The organism is Modestobacter sp. L9-4 (genome assembly GCF_019112525.1).
Taxonomy (GTDB): Bacteria; Actinomycetota; Actinomycetes; order Mycobacteriales; family Geodermatophilaceae; genus Modestobacter.
Genome location: NZ_CP077800.1, coordinates 2,541,707 through 2,561,919, shown reverse-complemented (window position 1 = coordinate 2,561,919; position 20,213 = coordinate 2,541,707). Strand labels below are relative to the sequence as shown.

The window sequence follows — 20,213 nt, the reverse complement described above, 5'->3', positions numbered from 1 at the left end:
ACCACCGATACTGGGCCGGTGAGCACGCCGTCGCTGCACTTCCTCGGCCACTCGACCGTCCGGGCCGAGCTCGCCGGCCGCACCGTCCTCACCGACCCGCTGCTCACCCCGACCCTGGGCCCGCTGCGCCGGATGGTGGCCCCGCTGCCGGCGACCAGCTGGGCCGGCGTGGACCTGGTGCTGATCTCGCACCTGCACAACGACCACCTGCACCTGCCCTCGCTGCGGCTGCTCGGCCGCAGCACGCCGATCGTCGTCCCGCGCGGGGCCGGGCGGTGGCTGACCCGGCACGGGTTCACCGCCGTGCAGGAGCTGGGCCCGGGCGAGAGCCTCACCGACGGCAGCCTCACCGTCACCGCCACCCACGCCGACCACGCCGCGCACCGCTGGGGGCCGCGGCTCACCCACGGCCCGCACGCCCCGGCCGTCGGCCACCTGCTGCGCGGCGACGGCGTCACCGTCTACGCCGCCGGCGACACCGACGCCTTCCCCGGGATGACCGACCTGGGCGACGACGGCATCGACGTGGCGCTGGTGCCGGTGTGGGGCTGGGGCCCCTCCCTCGGCCCCGGCCACCTCGACCCGGCCGGGGCCGCCGCGGCGGTGCAGCAGCTGCGCCCGCAGGTCGCCGTCCCGGTGCACTGGGGCACGTACGCGATCGCCGGGCTGTGCTCGCTGCCCAGCCCATGGCGGACGCGGATGCGCGACCTGCTCGTCGACCCGCCGCGCCGCTTCGCCACCGACGTCGCGGCCCTCGCCGCCGCCGGCGGTGCCCCCACCCAGGTCGCGCTCACCGCGCCCGGCTCCCCCGTCGTGCTGCCCGCGCCGGTCGAGGGCGGGTCGTGACGGTCGACGTCCTGGCCGTCAGCTGGACCGACGGCAGCTCGCTGGGCTACCCGCTGGTCTTCGGCGGGGTGCTGCTGGGCTCGGTCGTCCCGGTCGTGCCCACCGGCGCCGTCGTCGGCGCGGCCGCCGCGGTGGCCGTCAGCGGCGGGCAGCTCTCGCTGCCGGTGGTCGTGCTGCTGTCGACCCTGGGCGCCTTCGTCGGGGACGTCGTCACGTTCACCGTCTGCCGGTTCGGCGGCCCCTCGGCGGTGCGCTGGGTGTCCCGCGGGCAGCACGCCGACCGCATCGACGAGGTGCGCGAGCAGTTCCGCCGGCACGGCTGGCAGATCGTCGTCGTCGGCCGGCTGCTGCCCGCCGGCCGCATCCCGGTGCTGGTCGCCGCCGGTGCGCTGGCCTACCCGTGGCGGCGGCTGCTGCCGGCGTCGCTGGCCGCGGCGCTGCTGTGGGCGGTGGCCTACGCGCTGCTCGGCGTGGTCAGCGGCGGGGTGTTCGACTCCCCGCTGGTGGCCACCCTCATCGCCACCGTGCTCGTGCTGCTGGTCGGCGTGGTGCTCAACCTGGTCGCCGCCCGCCGCCGGCGGCACCGGCACCCCGACTCCTCCTCGACCGGCTCCCGGACGACGTGAGCACGCCGAGCCACCCGGGGCGGGTGCTGCGCGGCGGCCGCACGCTGGCCCGGCTGCTGCTGGTGTGGGCCACCGTCACCGGCGTGCTCGTCGCCCTGGACGCCTGGCTGTCCGGGTTCGCCATGGACTCGTGGTGGCAGCCGCCGGTCGCCGCGCTGGTGCTGGGCCTGCTCGCCGCGCTGGTCTGGCCGCTGGTCATGCGGATCGCGCTGCCGGTCGCGGTGTTCACCTTCGGGCTGGGCAGCTTCCTGCTGTCCGGCGGCGGCGTGCTGGCCGTGCTCAACGCCATCCCCGGGGTGGAGGTGCGCAGCTTCAGCACCGCGCTCGTCGTGGCGCTGGCCATGGCGGGCACCGCCGGAGTCATCAGCAGCGTGCTGGCGGTCAACGAGGACGAGGTCTTCTTCCGCCGCACCCGCCGCCGCGGCAGCGGCACCCCCGAGGCCGCGGAGTGCCCGCCGGGCGTGGTGTTCCTGCAGATCGACGGGCTCGGCCACGGGGTCGCCCGCCGCGCCGTCCGCGACGGCTCGATGCCCACGCTGGCCGCCTGGCTGCGCTCGGGCAGCCACGAGCTCCGCGCCTGGCACACCGACTGGAGCTCGCAGACCGGGGCCAGCCAGTGCGGCATCCTGCAGGGCTCCAACGACGACGTCCTGGGGTTCCGCTGGTACGAGAAGGAGCACGACCGGGTCGTCACGGTCTCCTCCCCCGGCGACGCCGCCGAGATCGAGCGCCGGCACTCCGACGGGCGCGGGCTGCTCGCCCCCGACGGCGCCGGCCGCGGCAACCTGTTCACCGGCGACGCCGCGCACGTGTCGCTGACCATGAGCTCGCTGGCCGTCGTGGGCCGCGGCTCGCGCCGGGAGCGCCGCCGCCGCGACCGGATCGGCGCCGGCTACTACGGCTACTTCGCCAACCCGGTCAACGTGCTGCGCACCCTGGGCGTCTACGCCGTGGACGTGCTCCGCGAGCTGTCCGCCGCCGCGGCCCAGCGGCGCGCCGACGTCCGGCCGCGGATCCGGCGCGGCGGCCTCTACCCGCTGGCCCGCCCGGCGACCACCGTGCTCACCCGCGACGTCGTGGTCAACGCGATCGTCGAGGACGTGCTGGCCGGGCGGCCGGTCGTCTACGCGGACTTCGTCGGCTACGACGAGGTCGCCCACCACTCCGGCATCGAGCGGTTCGACGCGCTGGAGGTGCTGCGGCGCATCGACCAGCAGATCGGCCGGCTGTGGCGGGCCAGCCAGCTCGCGCCGCGGCCCTACCACCTGGTCTGCCTGTCCGACCACGGCCAGACCCAGGGCGCGTCGTTCGCCGACCGGTTCGGCGAGACCGTCGAGGAGCTCGTCGGCCGCCTCGCCGGGGCCGAGCCCCCGGCGCCGTCCCGGCGGCTGCTCGGTCTGCTGCCCCCGGCCCGCACCCGGACGACGCCCGGCTGGCAGATGACCACCGCGCTGGCCGAGGCGGCCTCCGGCGGCGGTCTGGTGGCCAGCCGGCTGCGCGCCCGGGCCGAGCGCTCGGCCGCCCGCGAGGCGCCCACCCCGCCCGGCGAGCCCGGTGCGGTCACCCGGGTCGCCCCCGGCGTCGTGGTCACCGTCTCCGGCCACATGGCGATGGTGTCCTTCACCGACCACCCCGGCCGGGTGCCGCTCGAGACCATCGAGCGGCACTGGCCCGACCTGCTCCCCAGCCTGGTCGACCACGCCGGCATCGGCTTCATGCTCGTGCACTCCGAGGAGTTCGGTCCGGTGGTGCTCGGCCGCGAGGGGCTGCACCGGCTGCGCACCGGCGTGGTCATCGGCACCGACCCGCTGGCACCCTACGGACCGCACGCGGCCGCCCTGGTGGCCCGCGGCTCGGGGTTCGCGCACTGCCCCGACATCGTGGTCAACAGCGCCTACGACCCGGTCACCGACGAGGCGTCCCCCTTCGAGCCGCACGTCGGGTCGCACGGTGCGCTCGGCGGGCCGCAGCAGCACGGCTTCCTGCTCGCGCCCAAGGCGTGGGCGGACCCCGGCGAGGTCGTCGGTGCCGAGCACCTGCACCGCGTGCTGCGCGGCTGGCTCACCGACCTCGGCCACCCCGAGCCGGCCGCCGACCCGGCACCGGCCGACACCGTGGACGACGTCCCGGCGGGTGCCCGGGCCTGACCCGGGCCCGCCCGCTCAGCCGACGGTGGTGCTCAGCCGACGGCGGTGCTCAGCCGACGGCGATGCTCAGCCGACGGCGATGCTGATGACCGGGCGGGCGTCCGGGCGCAGCCAGCGCAGGACGGCCTCCAGGCTGCCCCGGTCGGTGGAGACGCAGCCGGCCGTGGGCGAGGAGTTGGCGATGTGCAGGAAGAACGCCGAGCCCGCACCGCGCACCGCCGGCCAGCGGTTGTAGTCGATCACCACCGCCTCGTCGTAGACCGAGCCGGCGCCGTAGAGGTTCTCGGAGACCGCCTCGGAGAAGTCGCAGGTGCCCGGTGCGCAGCGGGCGTAGGTGTTGTAGCGGCCGCTGCCGACGTCGGAGACCCACCAGTCGTTGCGGTCCACGACCCGGTAGGGCAGCGCCGTCCCCGGGTTGCCGGCCCGGCCGAAGGCCTCGCTGAGCCCGAAGGTGCCGGCCGGCGTGCGGGTGCTGCTCTCGCTGGCCGCGCCGATCCCGCCCGACCCGACCCGCGCCGCCACCGGCCCGACCACCGGCGTCCAGCCCGTGGCGCCCAGCTGCCAGGCGGTGAGCGTCGCGGTGGTCGACCCGGCCGAGGGGGCGCGCACGGTGACCACCTGGCTGCCCGGCGGGACGACGCCGGCCGGGAGCCCGGTGGTGACCACGGCACCGGTGGCCCAGGTCGAGGTGATCCGGCCGCCCTGGAAGTCCTGGGCCTGCCCGCCGGGGACCGCGTACTCCTCCGACGTCGGGAACCCGAGGCTGCCGTTCTCCCAGCCCAGGGTCCCCCAGCGGTCGCGGATCGCGCCGACGACGGCGTGCGCGCCGCTGCCGGGTGACCAGTAGACGGCCCCGCCCTGGAACGCGGTGTACGCGCCGCGGCCGTTCGGGGTGCCCACCTCGTCGGTGACCGGGAAGCCCAGCCGGCCGTTCTCCCAGCCCAGCGCGGCCCAGCGGTCGCGGACGGCGCCGACGACCATGTGCGCCCCGGTGTCGGGCGACCAGTAGACCGAGCCGCCCTCGAACCCGTTGTAGGCACCTCGGCCGTTCGGGGTGGCCACCTCGTCGGTGACCGGGAAACCGAGCCGACCGTTCTCCCAGCCCCACGCCGCCCAGCGGTCGCGGATGGCGCCGACCACGACGTGCGCGCCGGTGGGCGGGGACCAGTAGACCGAGCCGCCCTCGAACCCGTTGTAGGCACCGCGGCCGTTCGGGGTGGCCACCTCGTCAGTGACCGGGAAGCCCAGCCGGCCGTTCTCCCAGCCCCACGCTCCCCAGCGGTCGCGGACCGCCCCGACGACCATGTGCGCGCCGGTGGGCGGGGACCAGTAGATCGAGCCGCCGGCGAAGTGGTTGTACGCGCCGCGGCCGTTCGGGGTGGCCAGCTCGTCGGTCAGCGGACCGCCCAGCCGGCCGGCCGGACCGCCCAGGGCCAGGTACCGGTCGAGGACGGCGCCGCGCACGTCCCGCGTGCCACCGGACGGCGAGGGGTAGGCGGCCGCCGAGGCGCTCGACAGCCCCAGCGAGCACAGCACGGCCGTGACCACCGCGAGCACGACACCGGCCCGCGCGGCACCCCTGCGCACGGCGCTCGCCCGCACGGCGCTCGTCCGCACGGCGCTCGTCCGCACGGCGCTCGTCCGCACGGCGCTCGTCCGCACGGCGCTCGTCCGCGCGGCGCTCGTCCGCGCGGTGCTCCGGCGCTGCCGCCGTCCTGCCCTGGTTTCCGTCCGCACGACCTGCCCCCGCCCGCGCCGTCCCGCCAGACCGGCCTGCCCGGCCGCCTCCGGCGCGCAGACCCTAGGCGGCCCGGAGCCGCCCGGGCAACGCCCGGCGACCCACCCGTCCCGGGCACCCCAGGAGGTCCTCCGCGGAGGGCGGGCGCCGCGTTCAGCCGCTGTTCGCCGGCCGTCCGCCCACTGGTCGCCGGGGTCGGGACGAACCGTCACACTGGCGGATCGGAACGTGAAGATCGTGTGAACGACGCCCCGCCGACCTGACGAGGGGAGCGACCGTGCTCGACAGTGGGCTGATGCGACCTGACGCCCGCGCCTGGTTCGAGCACCGCACCACGACCGCCACCTCCCTGGCCCAGCTCGACGTCGACGCCCTCCTGCTGGCCAAGCGCCGCGGCGGCCACCGGATCAGCGTCGTGCTGCCGGCCCGCAACGAGGAGACGACCGTCGGCGTCCTGGTGCGAGATCTCGTCGCCCGCTGGGTCACCGACGTGCCGCTGGTCGACGAGGTCGTCGTCATCGACTCGAACTCCACCGACGCCACCGCCGAGGTCGCCCGCGCCGCCGGCGCCGACGTCGTCGCGGCCGGCGAGGTGCTGCCCGCCCACGGCGACCGCCCCGGCAAGGGCGAGGCGCTGTGGAAGTCGCTGGCGGCCACCACCGGCGACCTCGTCGTCTTCATGGACTCCGACCTGCTCGGCGACGTCAGCCACTACGTGCCGGGGCTGCTCACCCCGCTGCTGCTCGACCAGCGCGTCGACTACGTGAAGGGCTGCTACACCCGCCCGCTCACCGTCGACGGCGAGCACCGCCCGGCCGGCGGCGGCCGGGTCACCGAGCTCACCGCCCGCCCGCTGCTCAACGCGCTGTGGCCCGAGCTCGCCGGCTTCGTGCAGCCCCTGGGCGGTGAGTACGCCGGCCGTCGTGCGGTGCTCGAGCAGGTGCCGTTCGTCTCCGGCTACGGCGTCGAGGTGGGCCTGCTGGTCGACCTGCTCCGGGTGTGCGGGCTCAGCGGGCTGGCCCAGGTCGACCTCGGCACCCGCACGCACTCCCACCAGACCGAGGCCGCGCTGGGCAAGATGGCCGGCCAGATCGTGTCGACGGTGCTGTCCCGGGCGGAGCGCGGCCGCACCGGCCGTGGGCGGCTGGAGCCCGGCGGGCTGCTCACCCAGTTCGCGCACGACGGCACCGGCTTCGTGCCGACCAGCCACACCGTGGCCGTCGACGAGCGTCCCCCGATGGCCGACATCGAGGAGTACGCCGTCACCCGGGCCGGCGTCGTCGGATGAAGGACCCCGCTGCCCCCCACCGCTCGCAGGCTCGCGGCGGGGCCCTGCAGCGGGGCCGGTGGGCCGGCGCCACCTCGTCAGTGGGACATCAGCGGCCGGTCAGGGCCGGCGCTGACACTCCCCTCAGCTCCAGTCGGCGGCTGCACGTGCCGATCTGGGGACGAGGTCGTCGCTGAGGGAGTGTGTCGTGCTCTACCTGGTCATCGGGCTCCTGGCGATCGCCGCGGCCACCGCGGCCGCGCCCCGGCTGGGCGTAGCCGCGCCGCTGCTGCTGGTGGTGCTGGGCATCGCGGTCAGCCTGCTGCCCTTCGGGCCCACCGTCGAGATCGAGCCCGAGTGGGTGCTCACCGGCGTCCTCCCGCCGCTGCTCTACGCCGCGTCGGCCGCCATGCCGGCGATGGAGTTCCGCCGCGAGTTCACCGCCATCCGCGGGCTGTCGGTGGCGCTGGTGGTGCTCAGCGCCTTCGCGCTCGGCTGGTTCTTCTCCCTGGTCGTCCCCGGGCTGGGCCTGGCCTGGGGCGTCGCGCTGGGGGCCATCGTCAGCCCCACGGACGCCGTCGCCACCTCCATCGCCACCCGGCTGGGCGTCTCCCCGCGGGTGGTCACCATGCTCGAGGGCGAGAGCCTGCTCAACGACGCGACCGCGCTGGTGCTGCTGCGTGCCGCCGTCGCGGGTGCGGCGGCCAGCGTCTCGGTCTGGGACGTCGTCGGCGACTTCGCCTACGCCGTCGCGGTCGCGGTGGTGCTGGGCGCCGTCGTCGGCAAGGTGGTGCTGGCCGTGCGCGCCCGGGTGACCGAGGCGAGCGTGAGCACGGTCCTGTCCTTCACCGCGCCCTTCCTGGCGGCGGTGCCCGCCGAGGAGCTGGGCGCCTCCGGGCTGGTCGCGGCGGTCGTCGCCGGGCTGGTCACCGGCTACGGCGCGGCCCGCGCCCTGCCCCCGCGCCACCGGCTGTCCGACGAGTCGAACTGGCGCACGATCGAGCTCGTGCTCGAGGGCGCGGTCTTCCTGACCATGGGGCTGCAGCTGTCGACGGTGGTCGACGAGGTGCACGGCGGGCTGGGCACCGCCGCCTGGGTGGCCGCCGCCGCGCTGGCGCTCACCGTGCTTGTGCGCGCCGCCTACGTGGCGCTGCTGCTGTTCGCGCTGCAGCGCCGCACCCGGCGCGGTGCGGACCTGCAGCCCCGGCTGACCGGCATGCAGCAGCGGCTCGACGCCGGGCAGAGCCCGTACGAGGGACGCCGCGGCCGGCGGCGCACCAGCCCGCGCGACGTGCTCCGCATGCGGACGCGGATCACCCGCGGGCTCGCCGACATCGAGCACTTCCTCGCTGAGCCGCTGGGCTGGCGCGACGGCGCGGTGGTGGTCTGGGCCGGCATGCGCGGCGCCATCACCCTCGCCGCCGCCCAGACGCTACCCGAGGACACCCCGCAACGCTCGGTGCTGGTGCTCGTCGCCTTCCTCGTCGCCACCGGGTCGCTGCTGCTGCAGGGCGGCACGCTGCCCTGGGTGGTGCGGGCGGTCGGCGCCACCCGCGGCGAGCAGCCCGGTGCCGACGAGGAGCGCCGCCGGCTGCTGGCGCTGATGTCCGACGCCGCGGCCACCGTCACTGCACCCGTCGTGTCCGACGACCCGTGGGCGCGCCTGACCGCGGCGAAGGGGCACCGGCTCGCCGTCCTCGACGCCCAGCGGGACGCACTGCTCACCGCCCGCGACGACGGCGCGTTCAGCTCGGCGGCGCTCACCGCCGCCCTCGCCGTCCTGGACGCCGACCAGCTCGCCCTGGAGATGCGCGGTGCCCCCGTGTGACGGCGGCGGAGTGGGTCCGTGGGCGTGACGCCCACGGGTCCACTCCGTCAGGCCAGCGGGGTCTCGTCCAGTGCGGCGGCCAGGTCACCCGGGGTGTCGTAGATCCCGATGGCGCCGGCCTCGCGCAGCTCGTCGTCGCCGAAGCCCCCGGAGCGGACGGTGATCGTCGACAGCCCGGCCTTCTTCGCGGCCTCGACGTCCCACACCGAGTCGCCGATCATCACGGCGCCGTCCTCGGCGCGCGCGCCCAGCTTCCCCAGCGCGACCTGCAGCAGGTCCGGCGCGGGCTTGGTCGCCTCGGCGTCCTCGCTGGAGGTGATGGCGTCGGCGATGTCGCGGGCGTCGAGCAGGTCGACGGCGATGTCGACGTGCCGCGGCTGACCGGAGCTGGCCAGCACCAGCCGGTGGCCGCGCTCCTTGATAGCCAGCAGCAGCTCGCGGGCCCCGGGCAGCGGGGACACCTCGCCGATCATCTCGTCGACGTGCTCGCCCTGGCGCTTGCGGGCCTCCTCGCCGATGCGCTCCTCGAGCTCGTCACCGCCGATGGTCTTGATGACCTGGTCACCGCCCATGCCGATCAGCCGGTGCAGGCGCCACACCGGCTCGATGACGTCGAGGGACCGCAGGGCGCGGTACCAGGCCAGGGCGTGCTGGTAGTTGGAGTCGACCAGCGTGCCGTCGACGTCCAGGACGGCGATCGTGGGTTCGGGCATGCCGCTGGCCTGCCCAGCGCGGGCCCCGGTCAACCCGGTGGCCGTTCCCGGGTCGGCGACCACCCGCCCGGTACGGCACGATCGACCGTCGTGACCGCCGCCGACACCCCGTCCTCCGCGACTCCCGACGAGCTGCGGACGACGGTCTGCCCCGGCTGCGGCGCGGTGCTGGTGGCCACGCCGGACGCCGCCGGCCGGCACCCCGGCGCCTCGCCCAGCTGCTGGGCGCTGTTCTCGGTGACCGTGCGGGGCCTGCGCGACGAGGCCGGGCAGGACGCACGGACGGCGGCGCTGCTGCAGCTGGCCCGCGACACCTACGACGCCCAGCACCTGCTGCCCGGGGCCCCGGCGTCGGCCGCGGTGCGGCTGTGCCTGGCGCTCGAGCGCGGGCACGAGCCGCTGGCCGCTGCCGCGCCACCGGAGCGGGTGGACGCCGCCGCCCCGCAGGGGCTGCAGCCGCCGGCCCGGTGGACGACGACGGTGGCCGACCTCGCCGCCGACCTGGACGTGGTGGACCTGCCCGCGCTGGTCGGCGCCTGGGCCGACGTCACCTGGGCGGACTGGGCGGCCTCCGCCGACGAGCTCCGCCGCGCCGCGGACGTCGTCCTGACCAGCTGAGTCGCGGCGGGCCCGACCCGGTCGCCGCCTAGGATCAGCGGAGTGGGAGACGTCACCGGGGGGCGGCGGGAGCTGCGCAAGGCGCAGACCAGGGCAGAGATCCGGGCCGCGGCGCACCGGCTGTTCGCCGAGCGCGGCTTCGACGCCGTCACCACCGCGGACGTGGCCGCGGCCGCCGACGTCGCGGTGCAGACGGTGTTCAACCACTTCGAGAGCAAGGAAGCGCTCTTCTTCGACGGGCGGATCCCCTCGCTGTCCGGCCCCGCGGAGGCCATCGCCTCCTGCCCGCCGGGCACCAGCCCGCTGACCGCGCTGCGCCGCCAGGTCGAGCAGGACATCAGCGCGCTGCTGGCGCGGGAGGCCTCCCCGGAGCGCCGCAGCTACGTCGAGGCGATGGTCGCCACCCCGCACCTGCAGGAGCGCGGGCGGATGCTCATGGTCGAGGCGCTCGAGCTGGCCACCGAGGCGCTGAACACCGCACTGTCCGGAGGTGCGCCGGCGACGCCCCGGGTGCGGCTGTTCAGCCGGCTCACCGTGGAGATGTTCTTCAACGCCAGCCGGGTGCTGGCCGTCGAGCACCGCCGCACCGGGCTGGCCGAGGGCTGGACGGCGGCCGGCCAGGCCGCCGCCCAGGACGCCGTCACCGCCACCCTCGCGGTGCTGGAGGACGGCGCCCGGCAGCTGGCCGGCCGGCTGGGCGTGCCGGTGGACTGACCGCGGGTCAGCTGCCCGCGGCGACGCGCTCCGGCTCCACGATCGGCACCAGCACGTCGGCGACCAGCTGCTCGACCTCGGTCGTGCTCCGCGGGGTCACCGCGAAGGACGTGTACCGCTGCCACCACAGCGCCTCCAGCACGGAACCGAGCAGGGCGACCCGCTCGGCCGGGAGCTCGTGGCCGCGGGCCGCCTCACGGGAGGCGATCTCGCGCACCGCGCGGCCCAGCGGACGCAGCAGCGCCTCGTCGAGGCCGGCCCGCAGCTCCTCGTCGTGCCGGGCGGCACCGACCAGGCTGGCCGCCGCACGCTCGGCGCGGTCCAGCGGCTGGGTCCAGCGGACCAGCAGGCCGCACAGGTCCGCGCTCAGCGAGCCGGCGTCGGCCGGGACCTCCACCAGGGTGGTGGTCGTCAGCGCGTGCCGGGCGAGCGCGGCCATCGTGGGCCAGCGGCGGTAGATGCCCGCCTTGCCCGCCTTCGCGCGGGCCGCGACCCGGTCGCTGTTGAGCCGTCCCCAGCCCTCGTCGGCCAGGATGTCCATCGCCACGGCGACCAGCTGGTCGGAGAGCTCCGAGGACAGCGGCCGGCCCGGGGGACGGGAGCCGGCAGGTCGCTGGGTGAGGTCAGTGGTCGCCACCGTGCAATCGTGCCCAAGAAAGTGGAGTGACCACAACAACTGGCTCACAACACATCGAGATCACAGGCGCGGCGGGCTCCTCACGGCGTGTCGCCGGCCCGCTGGAACCGCAGGTCAGGCAGACGCCGCGGGCTCCACGTGGACCTGCAGACCGGCTCCGTCGTCCGCGGTCCAGCCCTGCTGCGCGGCGAAGATCACCATCGCGTCGAAGCGCTCGGCCCAGTCGGGCGCGCTCGACCGCGGTCCCGCGGCCTCCCGGAGCGCGGCGACGGAGACCACCCCGGTGTCGCCGTCGGTGAGCCGACCCATCCCCGCCGCCCGCAGCGCGGCGTCGGCCTCCTCGTCGGTCACCGCACCCACGGCCAGGTGCAGCCGCGTCAGGTCGTCGACGTCGGCCACCCGCACCTCGGGCACCTCGTCGGCACCGCCGATCACCTCGATGATCATTCCTACCTCCAGGACATGGGCTCGTGGCCCGAACGGGACGGCCCCCTCGCAGCGGCCCGTTGCGCGCGAAGCGTGTGACGGGGGGCGAGGGGGTCCTTCAGACGTGCCAGGGGAAGCGGGAGAAGTCGGCGGGGCGCTTCTCCAGGAAGGAGTCGCGGCCCTCGACGGCCTCCTCGGCCATGTAGGCCAGCCGGGTCGTCTCCCCGGCGAACAGCTGCTGACCGACCAGTCCGTCGTCGATCGCGTTGAACGAGTACTTGAGCATCCGCTGGGCGGTCGGGCTCTTGGCCACGATCCGGCGGCCCCAGTCCAGCGCGGTGGCCTCCAGCTCGGCGTGCGGCACCACCCGGTTGACCATGCCCATGGCGTGCGCGTCGGCGGCGGAGTACTCCTCACCCAGGAAGAAGATCTCCCGGGCGAACTTCTGGCCCACCTGCCGGGCGAGGTAGGCCGAGCCGAAGCCGCCGTCGAAGCTGCCCACGTCGGCGTCGGTCTGCTTGAACCGGGCGTGCTCGGCGCTGGCCAGCGTGAGGTCGGCGACGACGTGCAGGCTGTGCCCGCCACCGGCGGCCCACCCCGGGACGACGCAGACGACGATCTTGGGCATGAAGCGGATCAGCCGCTGCACCTCCAGGATGTGCAGCCGCCCGCTGACCCCGTCGCCGGCCTCGTAGCCGTACTTCCCACGGACCCGCTGGTCACCGCCGGAGCAGAACGCCCAGCCGCCGTCCTTCTCGCTGGGGCCGTTGCCGGTGAGCAGCACGCAGCCCACGTCGGTCGACAGCCGCGCGTGCTCGAACACGGCGAGCAGCTGGTCGACCGTCTGCGGCCGGAAGGCGTTGCGCACCTCGGGCCGGTCGAGCGCGATCCGCACCACCCCGGCGTCGACCGCCCGGTGGTAGGTGACGTCGGTGAGCTGCTCGAAGCCGGGCACCTGCTCCCAGGCCGAGGCGTCGAAGATCTCCGAGACGTCCGCGCGTGCGCTCACGTCGTGGAACCTATCCGCCACCGCGGACAGGTGCCTTCCCGGAGCTCGTGCTCTGCTGCCACACCGGCAGCAGAGCACGAGCGTGCGGGCAGGGTGCCGTTCTGCTGCACTGGTGCCGTGCTGCGGGTGCGGGTCGACGGGCCGGACGACGTCGCTGCCCGGGTGACGGCGCTGGGCGACGGGGCGCTCGTCGTGGCCGCCGCCGACGACGTCGCCCTCGTCCTCGCCGTGGGCACCGACCCGGCCGGAGCCGACCCGGCCGGGGCCGACCGGGCCGGGGCCGACCGGGCCGACGTCGTGCTGGCCGACGTCGTGCTGGCCGACGACCGTGAGCTCGGCTCCCGGCTGGCGGCACTCGTGGCCAAGCGGCTCCTCCCCTGGTCAGCCGCGCTGGCGTCCGGGCGGTTCGCCCCCGGTCCCGCGGTGCTGGTGGACCCCGACCCGGGATGGCCGGCGATGGCCGCCCGCCGGCTGGCGCGGGTCCGCGCGGCACTGGCCCCACTGACGGGCGGCTCGATCGCGGGCTGGTCGTTGGACCACATCGGCTCGACCGCGGTGCCGGGCCTGCCCGCCAAGGCGTTCCTGGACCTGCAGGTGCGGGCGCCGGCGCTGCCGGAGCCGGGGGCGCTCGACGCCGCCCTGTCGCGGGTGGGCTTCCTCGCCGCCGCCGGCAGCCGACCGGACTCCCCCGGCGTGCACCGGGACGTGCCCCTCGGCGGTGCGGGAGCGTCGGACGACGTCTGGCGGAAGCGGCTCTTCGTGTCGCCCGACCCCGCGGTCCCGGCGGTCCTGCACGTGCGGCTGGCGGCCTCACCCTGGGGCCGCTCGACGGTGCAGTTCCGCGACTGGCTGCGCGCCCACCCGGCCGAGCGCGACCACTACGCGCAGCTGAAGGCCGCGGTGGCCGCCGCCCACGAGCAGGACGCCGACCCCGACGACTACACACGGGCCAAGAGCACCTGGATCACCGAGGTCCTGCCCCGGGCCGCAGCCTGGTCCGACGGCCGCAACGGGTGGTGACCGCCCGACCCTGGTCTGATGGGCGGGTGGACATCCGGGTCGGCACGCTGAACCTCGCCTCGGCCCGGGACTCCCGCGGCCGCTCGCTCGACGCCGCCGGGCTGCGGACCGCCCTCGCCGACCTGGACGTCGACGTCCTCGCCGTCCAGGAGATCGACGTGGCCCAGCCGCGGTCGCAGCAGGTCGACCAGCCGGCCGAGGTCGCCGCCGCGCTGGGCGTCTCCGAGTGGCGGTTCGCCGCGGCGGTCGCCGGCACCCCCGACCCGTTCCGCAGCTGGACGCCGGTCGACCCGCCGGTGCTGCGCGCGTCGTGGGAGACCCCGGCCGACCCGCTGTACGGCATCGCGCTGTTCAGCCGACTGCCGGTGCGGCGCTGGTCGGTGCAGGCGCTGGGCGCCGGCCGGGCCAAGCTGCCGATCCGTGCCCCCGACCCGCGCACCGGGGAGGTCCGCACCTGGTGGTTCCCAGACGAGCCGCGGCTGGCCGTGGCCGCCGAGCTCGACGGGGTCACCGTGATCGGCACCCACCTGTCGTTCGCGCCGCACACCGCGGCCCGCCAGCTGTTCCGGCTGCGCAGCTGGGCGCGCACGCTGCCGGGTCCGGTGCTCGTGGCCGGTGACCTCAACCTGATCGGCCCGCTGCCGGCGACGCTGGCCCGCGCCCAGCGGCTGGTGACCGCCCCGACCTACCCCGCGCCCGCACCCCGGGTGCAGTTCGACCACGTGCTGGCCCTGGACCCGGTCACCGCCGGGCCGGCGGAGGTGCGCGCGCTGGCGTTCGGCGACCACCGGCTGGTCGTCGTCCCGGTGACCCTGCCCGGGGACGCGCCGGTCAGGCCGTGAGCAGCGGCAGGAGGCCCGGCAGCGAGGCGGCGAACCCCGGGTGCAGCAGCGGCAGCGCGTCCAGGGCGAACCAGCCGACGTCGGTGCTCTCCTCGTTGAGCACCAGGTCGGCGGGCTCCATCGGGACGGCCGGGGCGGCCAGCACGGTCGTGTAGCTCCAGCCACCGTGGTCGTCGACCGACGACGTCCCGAGGACGACGTCGGAGCGGCGCAGGCCGAGCTCCTCCCCCGCCTCGCGCAGCGCGCCGTCGGGTGCGGACTCCCCCGCGTGCAGCGCGCCACCGGGCGTGCCCCAGGTGCCGCCGTGGTGCGACCAGTCCACCCGCAGGTGCAGCAGCACCTCGGTGCCGGCCGGACCGGGGCGGTGCAGCAGCAGCCCGGCCGCGCCGGCCAGCCCCCAGTGCCGGTGCCCCAGCGCGCACGTCGTCCAGCCGTCGGTCGAGGAGCGCACGCCCCCAGTCTGCCGTGGCGCGCGCGGGGTTGCCGGGCCGCCCGGGTGGGCAGGGGTCGTGCACGACCTACTGACTGAGGAGAACTGACGTGGCGAGTGGTGTGGCGAGCGTGTGGGTGCCGGTCGACGACATGGACCGGGCCCGGGCCTTCTACCGGGACGTCCTGGGGCTGAGCGAGGGCAAGGTCACCGAGGACTGGAGCGAGTTCGACGCCAACGGCCTGATGATCGGGCTGAACGCGCGGGAGGGCACCGGCCACTCCCACGGCGGCGCCGTGATCACCTTCCAGCCCGACGGCGACATCGAGGCCGAGGTCGAGGAGCTGAAGAGCAAGGGCGTCGAGGTGACCGGCGGCATCGCGGACTTCCCGTGGGGCCGGATCGCGCCGTTCAAGGACACCGAGGGGAACAACCTGCAGTTCTACGTCCCGCCGGCGTCCTGACCCCCCGCTGATGGAGTCCCAGGGCACGGTCCCCGCACCCCTGGGACTCCATCAGACTGGGCGCATGACCGTGCAGCTGCGTCGTTACGAGATCGAACCGGGCCGGATGGCCGACTTCCTGGAGTGGTTCCCCACCCTGCTCCCCGTGCGTGAGCACTTCGGCTTCCAGGTGCTGTTCGCCCTGGCCGAGGAGGAGCACTCCACCTTCACCTGGGCGGTGTCCCTCGACGGCGACGAGGCCGCCTTCCGTGAGGTGGAGGAGCGGTACACCGCCTCCCCCGAGCGGGCGCGGGTGTTCGAGACGTTCCCGGACTGCGTCGCGGGCAAGGAGATCGGCTTCGCCCGGTCCGTGGTCTGACCGCACGCCTGAGGGGCCGGCGTCTCGACGCCGGCCCCTCAGGTGCAGTTCAGTGCCCGGCCCCGCCGCAGCACTCGTGCGGGTCCTCGATCTCGAACGGGCGCAGGACCCCGCCGACGGTCGGCTCGACCAGCAGGGTCAGCTCCCCACCGCTCCAGGTGGGGCGGAGGAAGCCGTGGTCGCCGGTGTCGACGACGTCGGTGTCGGCCACCGCGCCGCCCAGCCCGGCGACCCGGTCGATCGCGGTCTCGGCCAGCAGCCGCGCCACCGGGACCAGCCCGCTGACCCCGGTCTGACCCGGGAAGCGGACGGCCCGCCCGGCGCTGCCGGCGGCGGCCTCGGCCACCGCCGTGCGCGCCGGCGCGGACTCCTCGCCGTCCTGCTCGCCGTCCTGCTCGCCTGTGACGACCGGGCCGGACAGCGCCCGGGCCAGCGCGGCCCGGGTCGCCGCCGGATCGGCCGGTTCGCCGTCCAGGCGCAGGGAGACCCCGGCCCGGGGGACGGCGGCCGAGCGGTCCACGTGGGTGCAGACCAGCTCGGCCACCGCCCCCGAGCCGGCGAGTGCCTCGTCGACCGCCGCCAGCAGGTGTGCGTCGGAGGCCGAGGACAGCGCGTGGGCCTGGGCAATGACGTCGACCGCCAGCGCCCCGCCCCACAGCACGGTCCCGGCCGGCGACACCTGCCTCGCGGACGTGGTCATCAGATGGCGTCGACGAAGACCGGGTTCGCGTAGAACCAGAGGTCGTCCCACGGGTTGGCGTCGCCGATGACGTCGATCGGCGGGTTGCCGTTGGCGTCGAGCTGCTTGCCGTCGCTGCCGCGGAAGCGGACGTAGAACGAGCGGTCCACGTTCTTGAAGGTGTGGTCGAAGGTGTACTGCGCGCGGCCGGTGCCCACCTCGAAGGTCTTGACGACCTTGGTCTCGGGGGCGAGGAAGTGGTCGCGGTCGGACTGCTCACCGGTGACGGGGCCGCTGATGAGGTCGACCTTGGCCAGCTTGGGCACGAAGCCCCCGCCGTTGACGCCGCCGGCGACCTTGACCGTGATGGTCACCTGCACGTCGCCACCGCGGCGCACCCAGGTGCGACCGCCCAGGGTGGCGCCCTGCGGGTCGCCCTGCTCGGCGGAACGGACGCGGATGTCGAGGTTCTCGACGAGCCGGCCGTGGACCGCCGCGACCTTGCCGGCCTGGAGGGCCTGCATGACGCCGACGTAGGTGCGGTTCTCGCTCAGCACCAGCGTGTTGCCGTACTGGCCGGGCCAGAAGTCGCCGTAGGAGGTGATCGGCCGGCCGGTGTCGACGGGGGCGCCACGGTCACCGGTCTGGGCGTGGGCCAGCGGGCCGGGGACGCGGGTGTCGCGGAAGACCTGGTGGGAGTCGGAGGTGGAGGTGACCCACCACGGCTTGCCCTCGGCGAGCAGGGAGTCCCAGAGCCCGCCGACGGTCGCGGTCATCCAGTCGAAGCCACCGAAGGTGCGGTAGGACTCCAGCGGGTAGCCGGGGAAGCTGGCCGCACCCGGGGAGCGGTCGTAGTAGCCGCGGCCGCCGCCGGGGCCGCCCTGGGCCTTGGGGATGCCGGAGGCCTGGTGCCCGGGGGCGCCCTCCATGCCGACCGCGACCGAGGGGGCGGAGTCGCGCCAGTTGCGGATCTCGTGCGGGCTGTCGATGCCCTGCCGGCTCGGGTGGTTGGCGAACATCAGCGCGATCTCGGTGCGCCGGTTGCGGACCTGGTTGTCCAGGTACCGGAGGGCCTCGAGCGCGTAGGGCTCGACGTTGCCGGTGACGCCGTTGGCGGCCAGCACACTGCCGTCGTAGCCGGCCTCGAAGGCCTTGAGGATGTCGATGTTGGCCGGCCCCGGGGGCAGCATGACCGTGGCGTGCTCGGCGCCGGGGATGTTCCACTCCAGGCCCTGGTAGATCAGGGTGTCGGAGTACTGCCGGCGCGCCTGGGCGATCTCGGGCGTGATCTTGTCGATCGAGAGCTTCTGGTGGGCGACGCCACCGTGGTCGGTGATCACCAGCCAGTCGAGGCCGAACTGACGGCCCTTCTGCACCTGGGTGATGACGTCGTACTGCGCGTCCGGGGAGAACCGGGTGTGGATGTGGTGGTCACCGGACAGGCCCTGCGTGCGGCCGGTCCAGGGGTTCACGGTCGTGCCGGCGGCGGCGGTCCCGGCGGCGGCGGCGACGCCCTGGCCGACGCCGGAGACGGCGGCACCCAGACCGGCTGCGGCGCCCGCGACGACGGCCGCGGTGGCGAGGAAGCCACGGCGCGAGACCGACAGCGGGTCGTCGGCGTGGGGGTCGGCCCAGGTGCCCTCGACGCCGGCGGTGTCGCCGTGGTGGTGGGAGTGACCGTGGTCGTGCTCGCCGTGGTGGTGGTGGTCGTGCTCGTGGTCGTGGCTCATCGACTCGCTCCCGCATCGTCGTCCGTGCATCTGTCGAGGCGACTCTGCGGTGCGGGTCCCACGAACGGGTGACCCTCAGGAGACCTTCAGGCGAACACCCGGGTGGGCACAGCTCGCCGTCGCCCACGCCCCGGACGGGCCCACGCCGGGTGCCGGCACCCCACCTAGGGTCGGGGGATGCGCATCGCCGTCTTCACCGGGTCGCACGCCGGCCCCCCGGCCCACCAGCAGGCCGCCGCGACGTTCGCCACCGACCTGGCCCGGGCCGGCGTCGGCATCGTCTACGGCGGCGGCGACGTCGGGCTGATGGGCGTGGTGGCCGACGCCGCGCTCGCCGCCGGTGGCGAGGTGGTCGGGGTGATCCCGCAGCACCTCGTCGACGACGAGGTCGCCCACCGCGGCCTGCCCCGGCTGGAGGTCGTCGGGACGATGCACGAGCGCAAGGCGGTCATGGCCGACCTCTCCGACGCCTTCGTCGCGCTGCCGGGCGCGGCCGGGACCCTGGAGGAGCTCTTCGAGGCCTGGACCTGGGGGATGCTCGGCCTGCACGCCAAGCCGGTCGCCCTCCTGGACGTCGACGGCTTCTGGCAGCCGCAGCTGGCCCAGCTGCGGCGGATGGTCGACGACGGCTACCTCGACGCCGCCCGGCTCGACGCCCTCGGCGTGGTGCAGGACGCCGCCGGGCTGCTGGAGTTCGTGCACGGCTACGTGCACCCCGCGCGGAAGTGGACCGCTCCGCGGTCGTGACGCCGGTTGACGCCGGTGTGTCGTGGGCAACGGGGTGTCATGCGACTCAAGGGGACCCTGGTGGCACTGGCCATCGTCGGCAGCACCGTGCTCACCGGGTGCGGCGGCTCCAACACCGACCTCACCCGCGGCGAGACGAACTGCGACGCCGGGAACAACAGCAACAGCCAGGACGCGAACTGCAACCCCGGCACGTCGACGCCGGCGAACAACACCTGACCCCGTCCCCGGTGGAGCACGTCGACGTCGTCGTCGTCGGGGGTGGTCCGGCCGGTGCCGCGTGCGCCGCGGCGGTGCGCCGGGTCCGCCCGGACGCCGACGTGCTGGTGCTCGACCGGGCGGCGTTCCCGCGGGACAAGGTGTGCGGTGACGGCATCGCCCCCGAGGCGCTCGACGTGCTGGCCGGCCTCGGGATCGACGTCGCGGCGCTGACCGCCGGGTACCCGACCGTGCCGCGGCTGCGGCTGCACGCCCCGGACGGGACGACGGTCGAGCGCACGCTGCACCGCCCGTCGTCGGTGGTGCCCCGGGCGGTGTTCGACGGCCGGCTGCTGGACCAGGTGCTGGCCACCGGCGTCCGGCTCCGGCAGCACACCGTGCGCGAGGTGACCGTGCACGCCGACCACGTCGAGGTCGACGGCCGGATCAGGGCCGGGGTGCTGGTCGGCGCGGACGGCGCCGAGTCCGTCGTGCGCCGGTCACTCGGGCTGGCCGGTAACCCGCCGGACCGGCTGGCCATCGCCATCCGCGGCTACGCGCCGGTGCTGCCGGGCAGCGAGGGCGTGCAGGTGGTGACCACGACGGAGCAGCGCTGGCCGGCGTACGCCTGGTCGTTCCCGCTCGGCGACGGCCGCGCCAACGTCGGCTACGGCGAGCTGGTGTCCTCACGCGTGACCCGCGCCGAGCTGGTCGCCGGGCTGCACCGGATGCTCCCCGGGGTCGAGCCGGAGGGCCTGCGCGCGCACCGGCTGCCGCTGTCCACCGGGCGCCCGCGGCTGCCCGACGGCCGCGTGCTGCTGGCCGGCGACGCGCAGTCGCTGATCAACCCGCTGACCGGGGAGGGCATCTTCTACGCCGTCCTGTCCGGCGCCCTGGCCGGGGAGGCCGCCGCGCACGGCGCGCAGGCCGGGCAGGTGCACCGCCGGTTGCTGCACCGGCGGCTGGGCGGCCACCTGCGCTCCTCGGGCGTGGCCTCGCAGCTGAGCCGGTGGCCGGCGCTGATGCAGGCCGTCGTCCGCGCGGCACGTGAGGACCAGCGGGCCTTCGACGACGTCGTCGCCCTGGGCCTGGCCGACGGCCGGCTCACCGCCCGCACCCTGGCCGGCGCGGCCCGCCGGCTCCGGCGGTGACCAGGTCGCCCGACCGGCGACCTGC

At 75.6% G+C, this 20,213-nt stretch carries 22 protein-coding genes; 14 read left to right on the top strand and 8 right to left on the bottom strand.

Translation table 11 applies throughout. From position 1 onward, the window contains the following. The first annotated feature begins 18 nt into the window (after positions 1–18). Genes KUM42_RS12060 through KUM42_RS12050 form a run of 3 tightly spaced genes read left to right on the top strand, consistent with a single transcriptional unit; the run spans position 19 to position 3,619 of the window. Positions 19–846: an MBL fold metallo-hydrolase gene (locus tag KUM42_RS12060; RefSeq protein WP_237492583.1), complete on the top strand. Its 828-nt coding sequence runs from the start codon at positions 19–21 to the stop codon at positions 844–846. Continuing rightward, entirely contained in the window at positions 843–1,472 is a 630-nt protein-coding gene (locus tag KUM42_RS12055; protein ID WP_237492581.1) for a DedA family protein, read from the top strand. The genes KUM42_RS12060 and KUM42_RS12055 overlap by 4 nt, the downstream gene beginning before the upstream one ends. Beyond that, entirely contained in the window at positions 1,469–3,619 is a 2,151-nt protein-coding gene (locus tag KUM42_RS12050; RefSeq protein WP_237492579.1) for a phage holin family protein, read from the top strand. The genes KUM42_RS12055 and KUM42_RS12050 overlap by 4 nt, the downstream gene beginning before the upstream one ends. Before the next feature lie 66 nt (positions 3,620–3,685). On the opposite strand, the gene KUM42_RS12045 is transcribed toward KUM42_RS12050, so the two are convergent. Next, entirely contained in the window at positions 3,686–5,236 is a 1,551-nt protein-coding gene (locus KUM42_RS12045; protein ID WP_237492577.1) for a L,D-transpeptidase family protein, read from the bottom strand. 416 nt (positions 5,237–5,652) lie between these two features. Between KUM42_RS12045 and KUM42_RS12040 the strand changes: the two genes are divergently transcribed. Both KUM42_RS12040 and KUM42_RS12035 read left to right on the top strand, forming a co-directional pair. Continuing rightward, entirely contained in the window at positions 5,653–6,645 is a 993-nt protein-coding gene (locus KUM42_RS12040; RefSeq protein ID WP_237492576.1) for a glucosyl-3-phosphoglycerate synthase, read from the top strand. 187 nt (positions 6,646–6,832) lie between these two features. Further along, entirely contained in the window at positions 6,833–8,452 is a 1,620-nt protein-coding gene (locus KUM42_RS12035) for a sodium:proton antiporter (RefSeq protein ID WP_237492574.1), read from the top strand. Positions 8,453–8,499: 47 nt separating this feature from the next. Here the strand turns inward: KUM42_RS12035 and KUM42_RS12030 are convergent, their stop codons facing one another. Further along, positions 8,500–9,165 carry an HAD family hydrolase gene (locus KUM42_RS12030; protein ID WP_237492572.1) on the bottom strand — a complete coding sequence of 222 codons (666 nt, stop codon included), beginning with the start codon at positions 9,163–9,165 and terminating at the stop codon, positions 8,500–8,502. Between the two features lie 90 nt (positions 9,166–9,255). Between KUM42_RS12030 and KUM42_RS12025 the strand changes: the two genes are divergently transcribed. Both KUM42_RS12025 and KUM42_RS12020 read left to right on the top strand, forming a co-directional pair. Then, positions 9,256–9,783: a DUF5946 family protein gene (locus tag KUM42_RS12025; protein ID WP_237492570.1), complete on the top strand. Its 528-nt coding sequence runs from the start codon at positions 9,256–9,258 to the stop codon at positions 9,781–9,783. Between the two features lie 42 nt (positions 9,784–9,825). Beyond that, complete coding sequence (locus KUM42_RS12020; protein ID WP_237492568.1) at positions 9,826–10,497, top strand: TetR family transcriptional regulator; 672 nt, start codon at positions 9,826–9,828, stop codon at positions 10,495–10,497. 7 nt (positions 10,498–10,504) lie between these two features. On the opposite strand, the gene KUM42_RS12015 is transcribed toward KUM42_RS12020, so the two are convergent. The 3 genes from KUM42_RS12015 to KUM42_RS12005 all read right to left on the bottom strand — a co-directional run bounded on the left by KUM42_RS12015 (position 10,505) and on the right by KUM42_RS12005 (position 12,569). Further along, complete coding sequence (locus KUM42_RS12015; RefSeq protein WP_237492566.1) at positions 10,505–11,134, bottom strand: TetR-like C-terminal domain-containing protein; 630 nt, start codon at positions 11,132–11,134, stop codon at positions 10,505–10,507. Positions 11,135–11,248: 114 nt separating this feature from the next. Beyond that, entirely contained in the window at positions 11,249–11,581 is a 333-nt protein-coding gene (locus tag KUM42_RS12010; RefSeq protein ID WP_237492564.1) for a hypothetical protein, read from the bottom strand. Between the two features lie 97 nt (positions 11,582–11,678). After that, complete coding sequence (locus KUM42_RS12005) at positions 11,679–12,569, bottom strand: 1,4-dihydroxy-2-naphthoyl-CoA synthase (protein ID WP_237492562.1); 891 nt, start codon at positions 12,567–12,569, stop codon at positions 11,679–11,681. Between the two features lie 117 nt (positions 12,570–12,686). On the opposite strand from KUM42_RS12005, the gene KUM42_RS12000 reads away from it, so the two are divergent. Together KUM42_RS12000 and KUM42_RS11995 are read left to right on the top strand one after the other, a co-directional pair. After that, on the top strand, positions 12,687–13,589 hold the full coding sequence (locus tag KUM42_RS12000) for a GrpB family protein (RefSeq protein WP_237492560.1): 903 nt from the start codon (positions 12,687–12,689) through the stop codon (positions 13,587–13,589). A 26-nt stretch (positions 13,590–13,615) separates the two neighbouring features. Then, entirely contained in the window at positions 13,616–14,431 is an 816-nt protein-coding gene (locus tag KUM42_RS11995) for an endonuclease/exonuclease/phosphatase family protein (protein ID WP_237492558.1), read from the top strand. Here the strand turns inward: KUM42_RS11995 and KUM42_RS11990 are convergent. Next, positions 14,421–14,882 carry an NUDIX domain-containing protein gene (locus tag KUM42_RS11990; RefSeq protein WP_237492556.1) on the bottom strand — a complete coding sequence of 154 codons (462 nt, stop codon included), beginning with the start codon at positions 14,880–14,882 and terminating at the stop codon, positions 14,421–14,423. The genes KUM42_RS11995 and KUM42_RS11990 overlap by 11 nt on opposite strands. 89 nt (positions 14,883–14,971) lie before the next feature. On the opposite strand from KUM42_RS11990, the gene KUM42_RS11985 reads away from it, so the two are divergent. After that, positions 14,972–15,325 (top strand): VOC family protein, encoded by a 354-nt coding sequence (locus KUM42_RS11985; protein WP_237492555.1) that lies wholly within the window; start codon positions 14,972–14,974, stop codon positions 15,323–15,325. Between the two features lie 64 nt (positions 15,326–15,389). Beyond that, positions 15,390–15,683 (top strand): hypothetical protein, encoded by a 294-nt coding sequence (locus KUM42_RS11980; RefSeq protein WP_237492553.1) that lies wholly within the window; start codon positions 15,390–15,392, stop codon positions 15,681–15,683. A gap of 49 nt (positions 15,684–15,732) precedes the next feature. Here KUM42_RS11980 and KUM42_RS11975 read toward each other — a convergent pair whose 3' ends face one another. Further along, positions 15,733–16,383 carry a hypothetical protein gene (locus tag KUM42_RS11975; RefSeq protein ID WP_237492550.1) on the bottom strand — a complete coding sequence of 217 codons (651 nt, stop codon included), beginning with the start codon at positions 16,381–16,383 and terminating at the stop codon, positions 15,733–15,735. Then, entirely contained in the window at positions 16,383–18,092 is a 1,710-nt protein-coding gene (locus KUM42_RS11970) for a PHP domain-containing protein (protein WP_237492548.1), read from the bottom strand. The genes KUM42_RS11975 and KUM42_RS11970 overlap by 1 nt, the downstream gene beginning before the upstream one ends. Positions 18,093–18,269: 177 nt before the next feature. On the opposite strand from KUM42_RS11970, the gene KUM42_RS11965 reads away from it, so the two are divergent. The 3 genes from KUM42_RS11965 to KUM42_RS11955 are packed head-to-tail and all read left to right on the top strand — an operon-like array spanning position 18,270 to position 20,188. Beyond that, entirely contained in the window at positions 18,270–18,839 is a 570-nt protein-coding gene (locus tag KUM42_RS11965) for a TIGR00730 family Rossman fold protein (RefSeq protein WP_237492546.1), read from the top strand. A 39-nt stretch (positions 18,840–18,878) separates the two neighbouring features. Continuing rightward, complete coding sequence (locus tag KUM42_RS11960; protein ID WP_237492544.1) at positions 18,879–19,058, top strand: hypothetical protein; 180 nt, start codon at positions 18,879–18,881, stop codon at positions 19,056–19,058. Between the two features lie 11 nt (positions 19,059–19,069). Next, positions 19,070–20,188 (top strand): NAD(P)/FAD-dependent oxidoreductase, encoded by a 1,119-nt coding sequence (locus KUM42_RS11955; protein WP_237492542.1) that lies wholly within the window; start codon positions 19,070–19,072, stop codon positions 20,186–20,188. Positions 20,189–20,213: the final 25 nt, after the last annotated feature.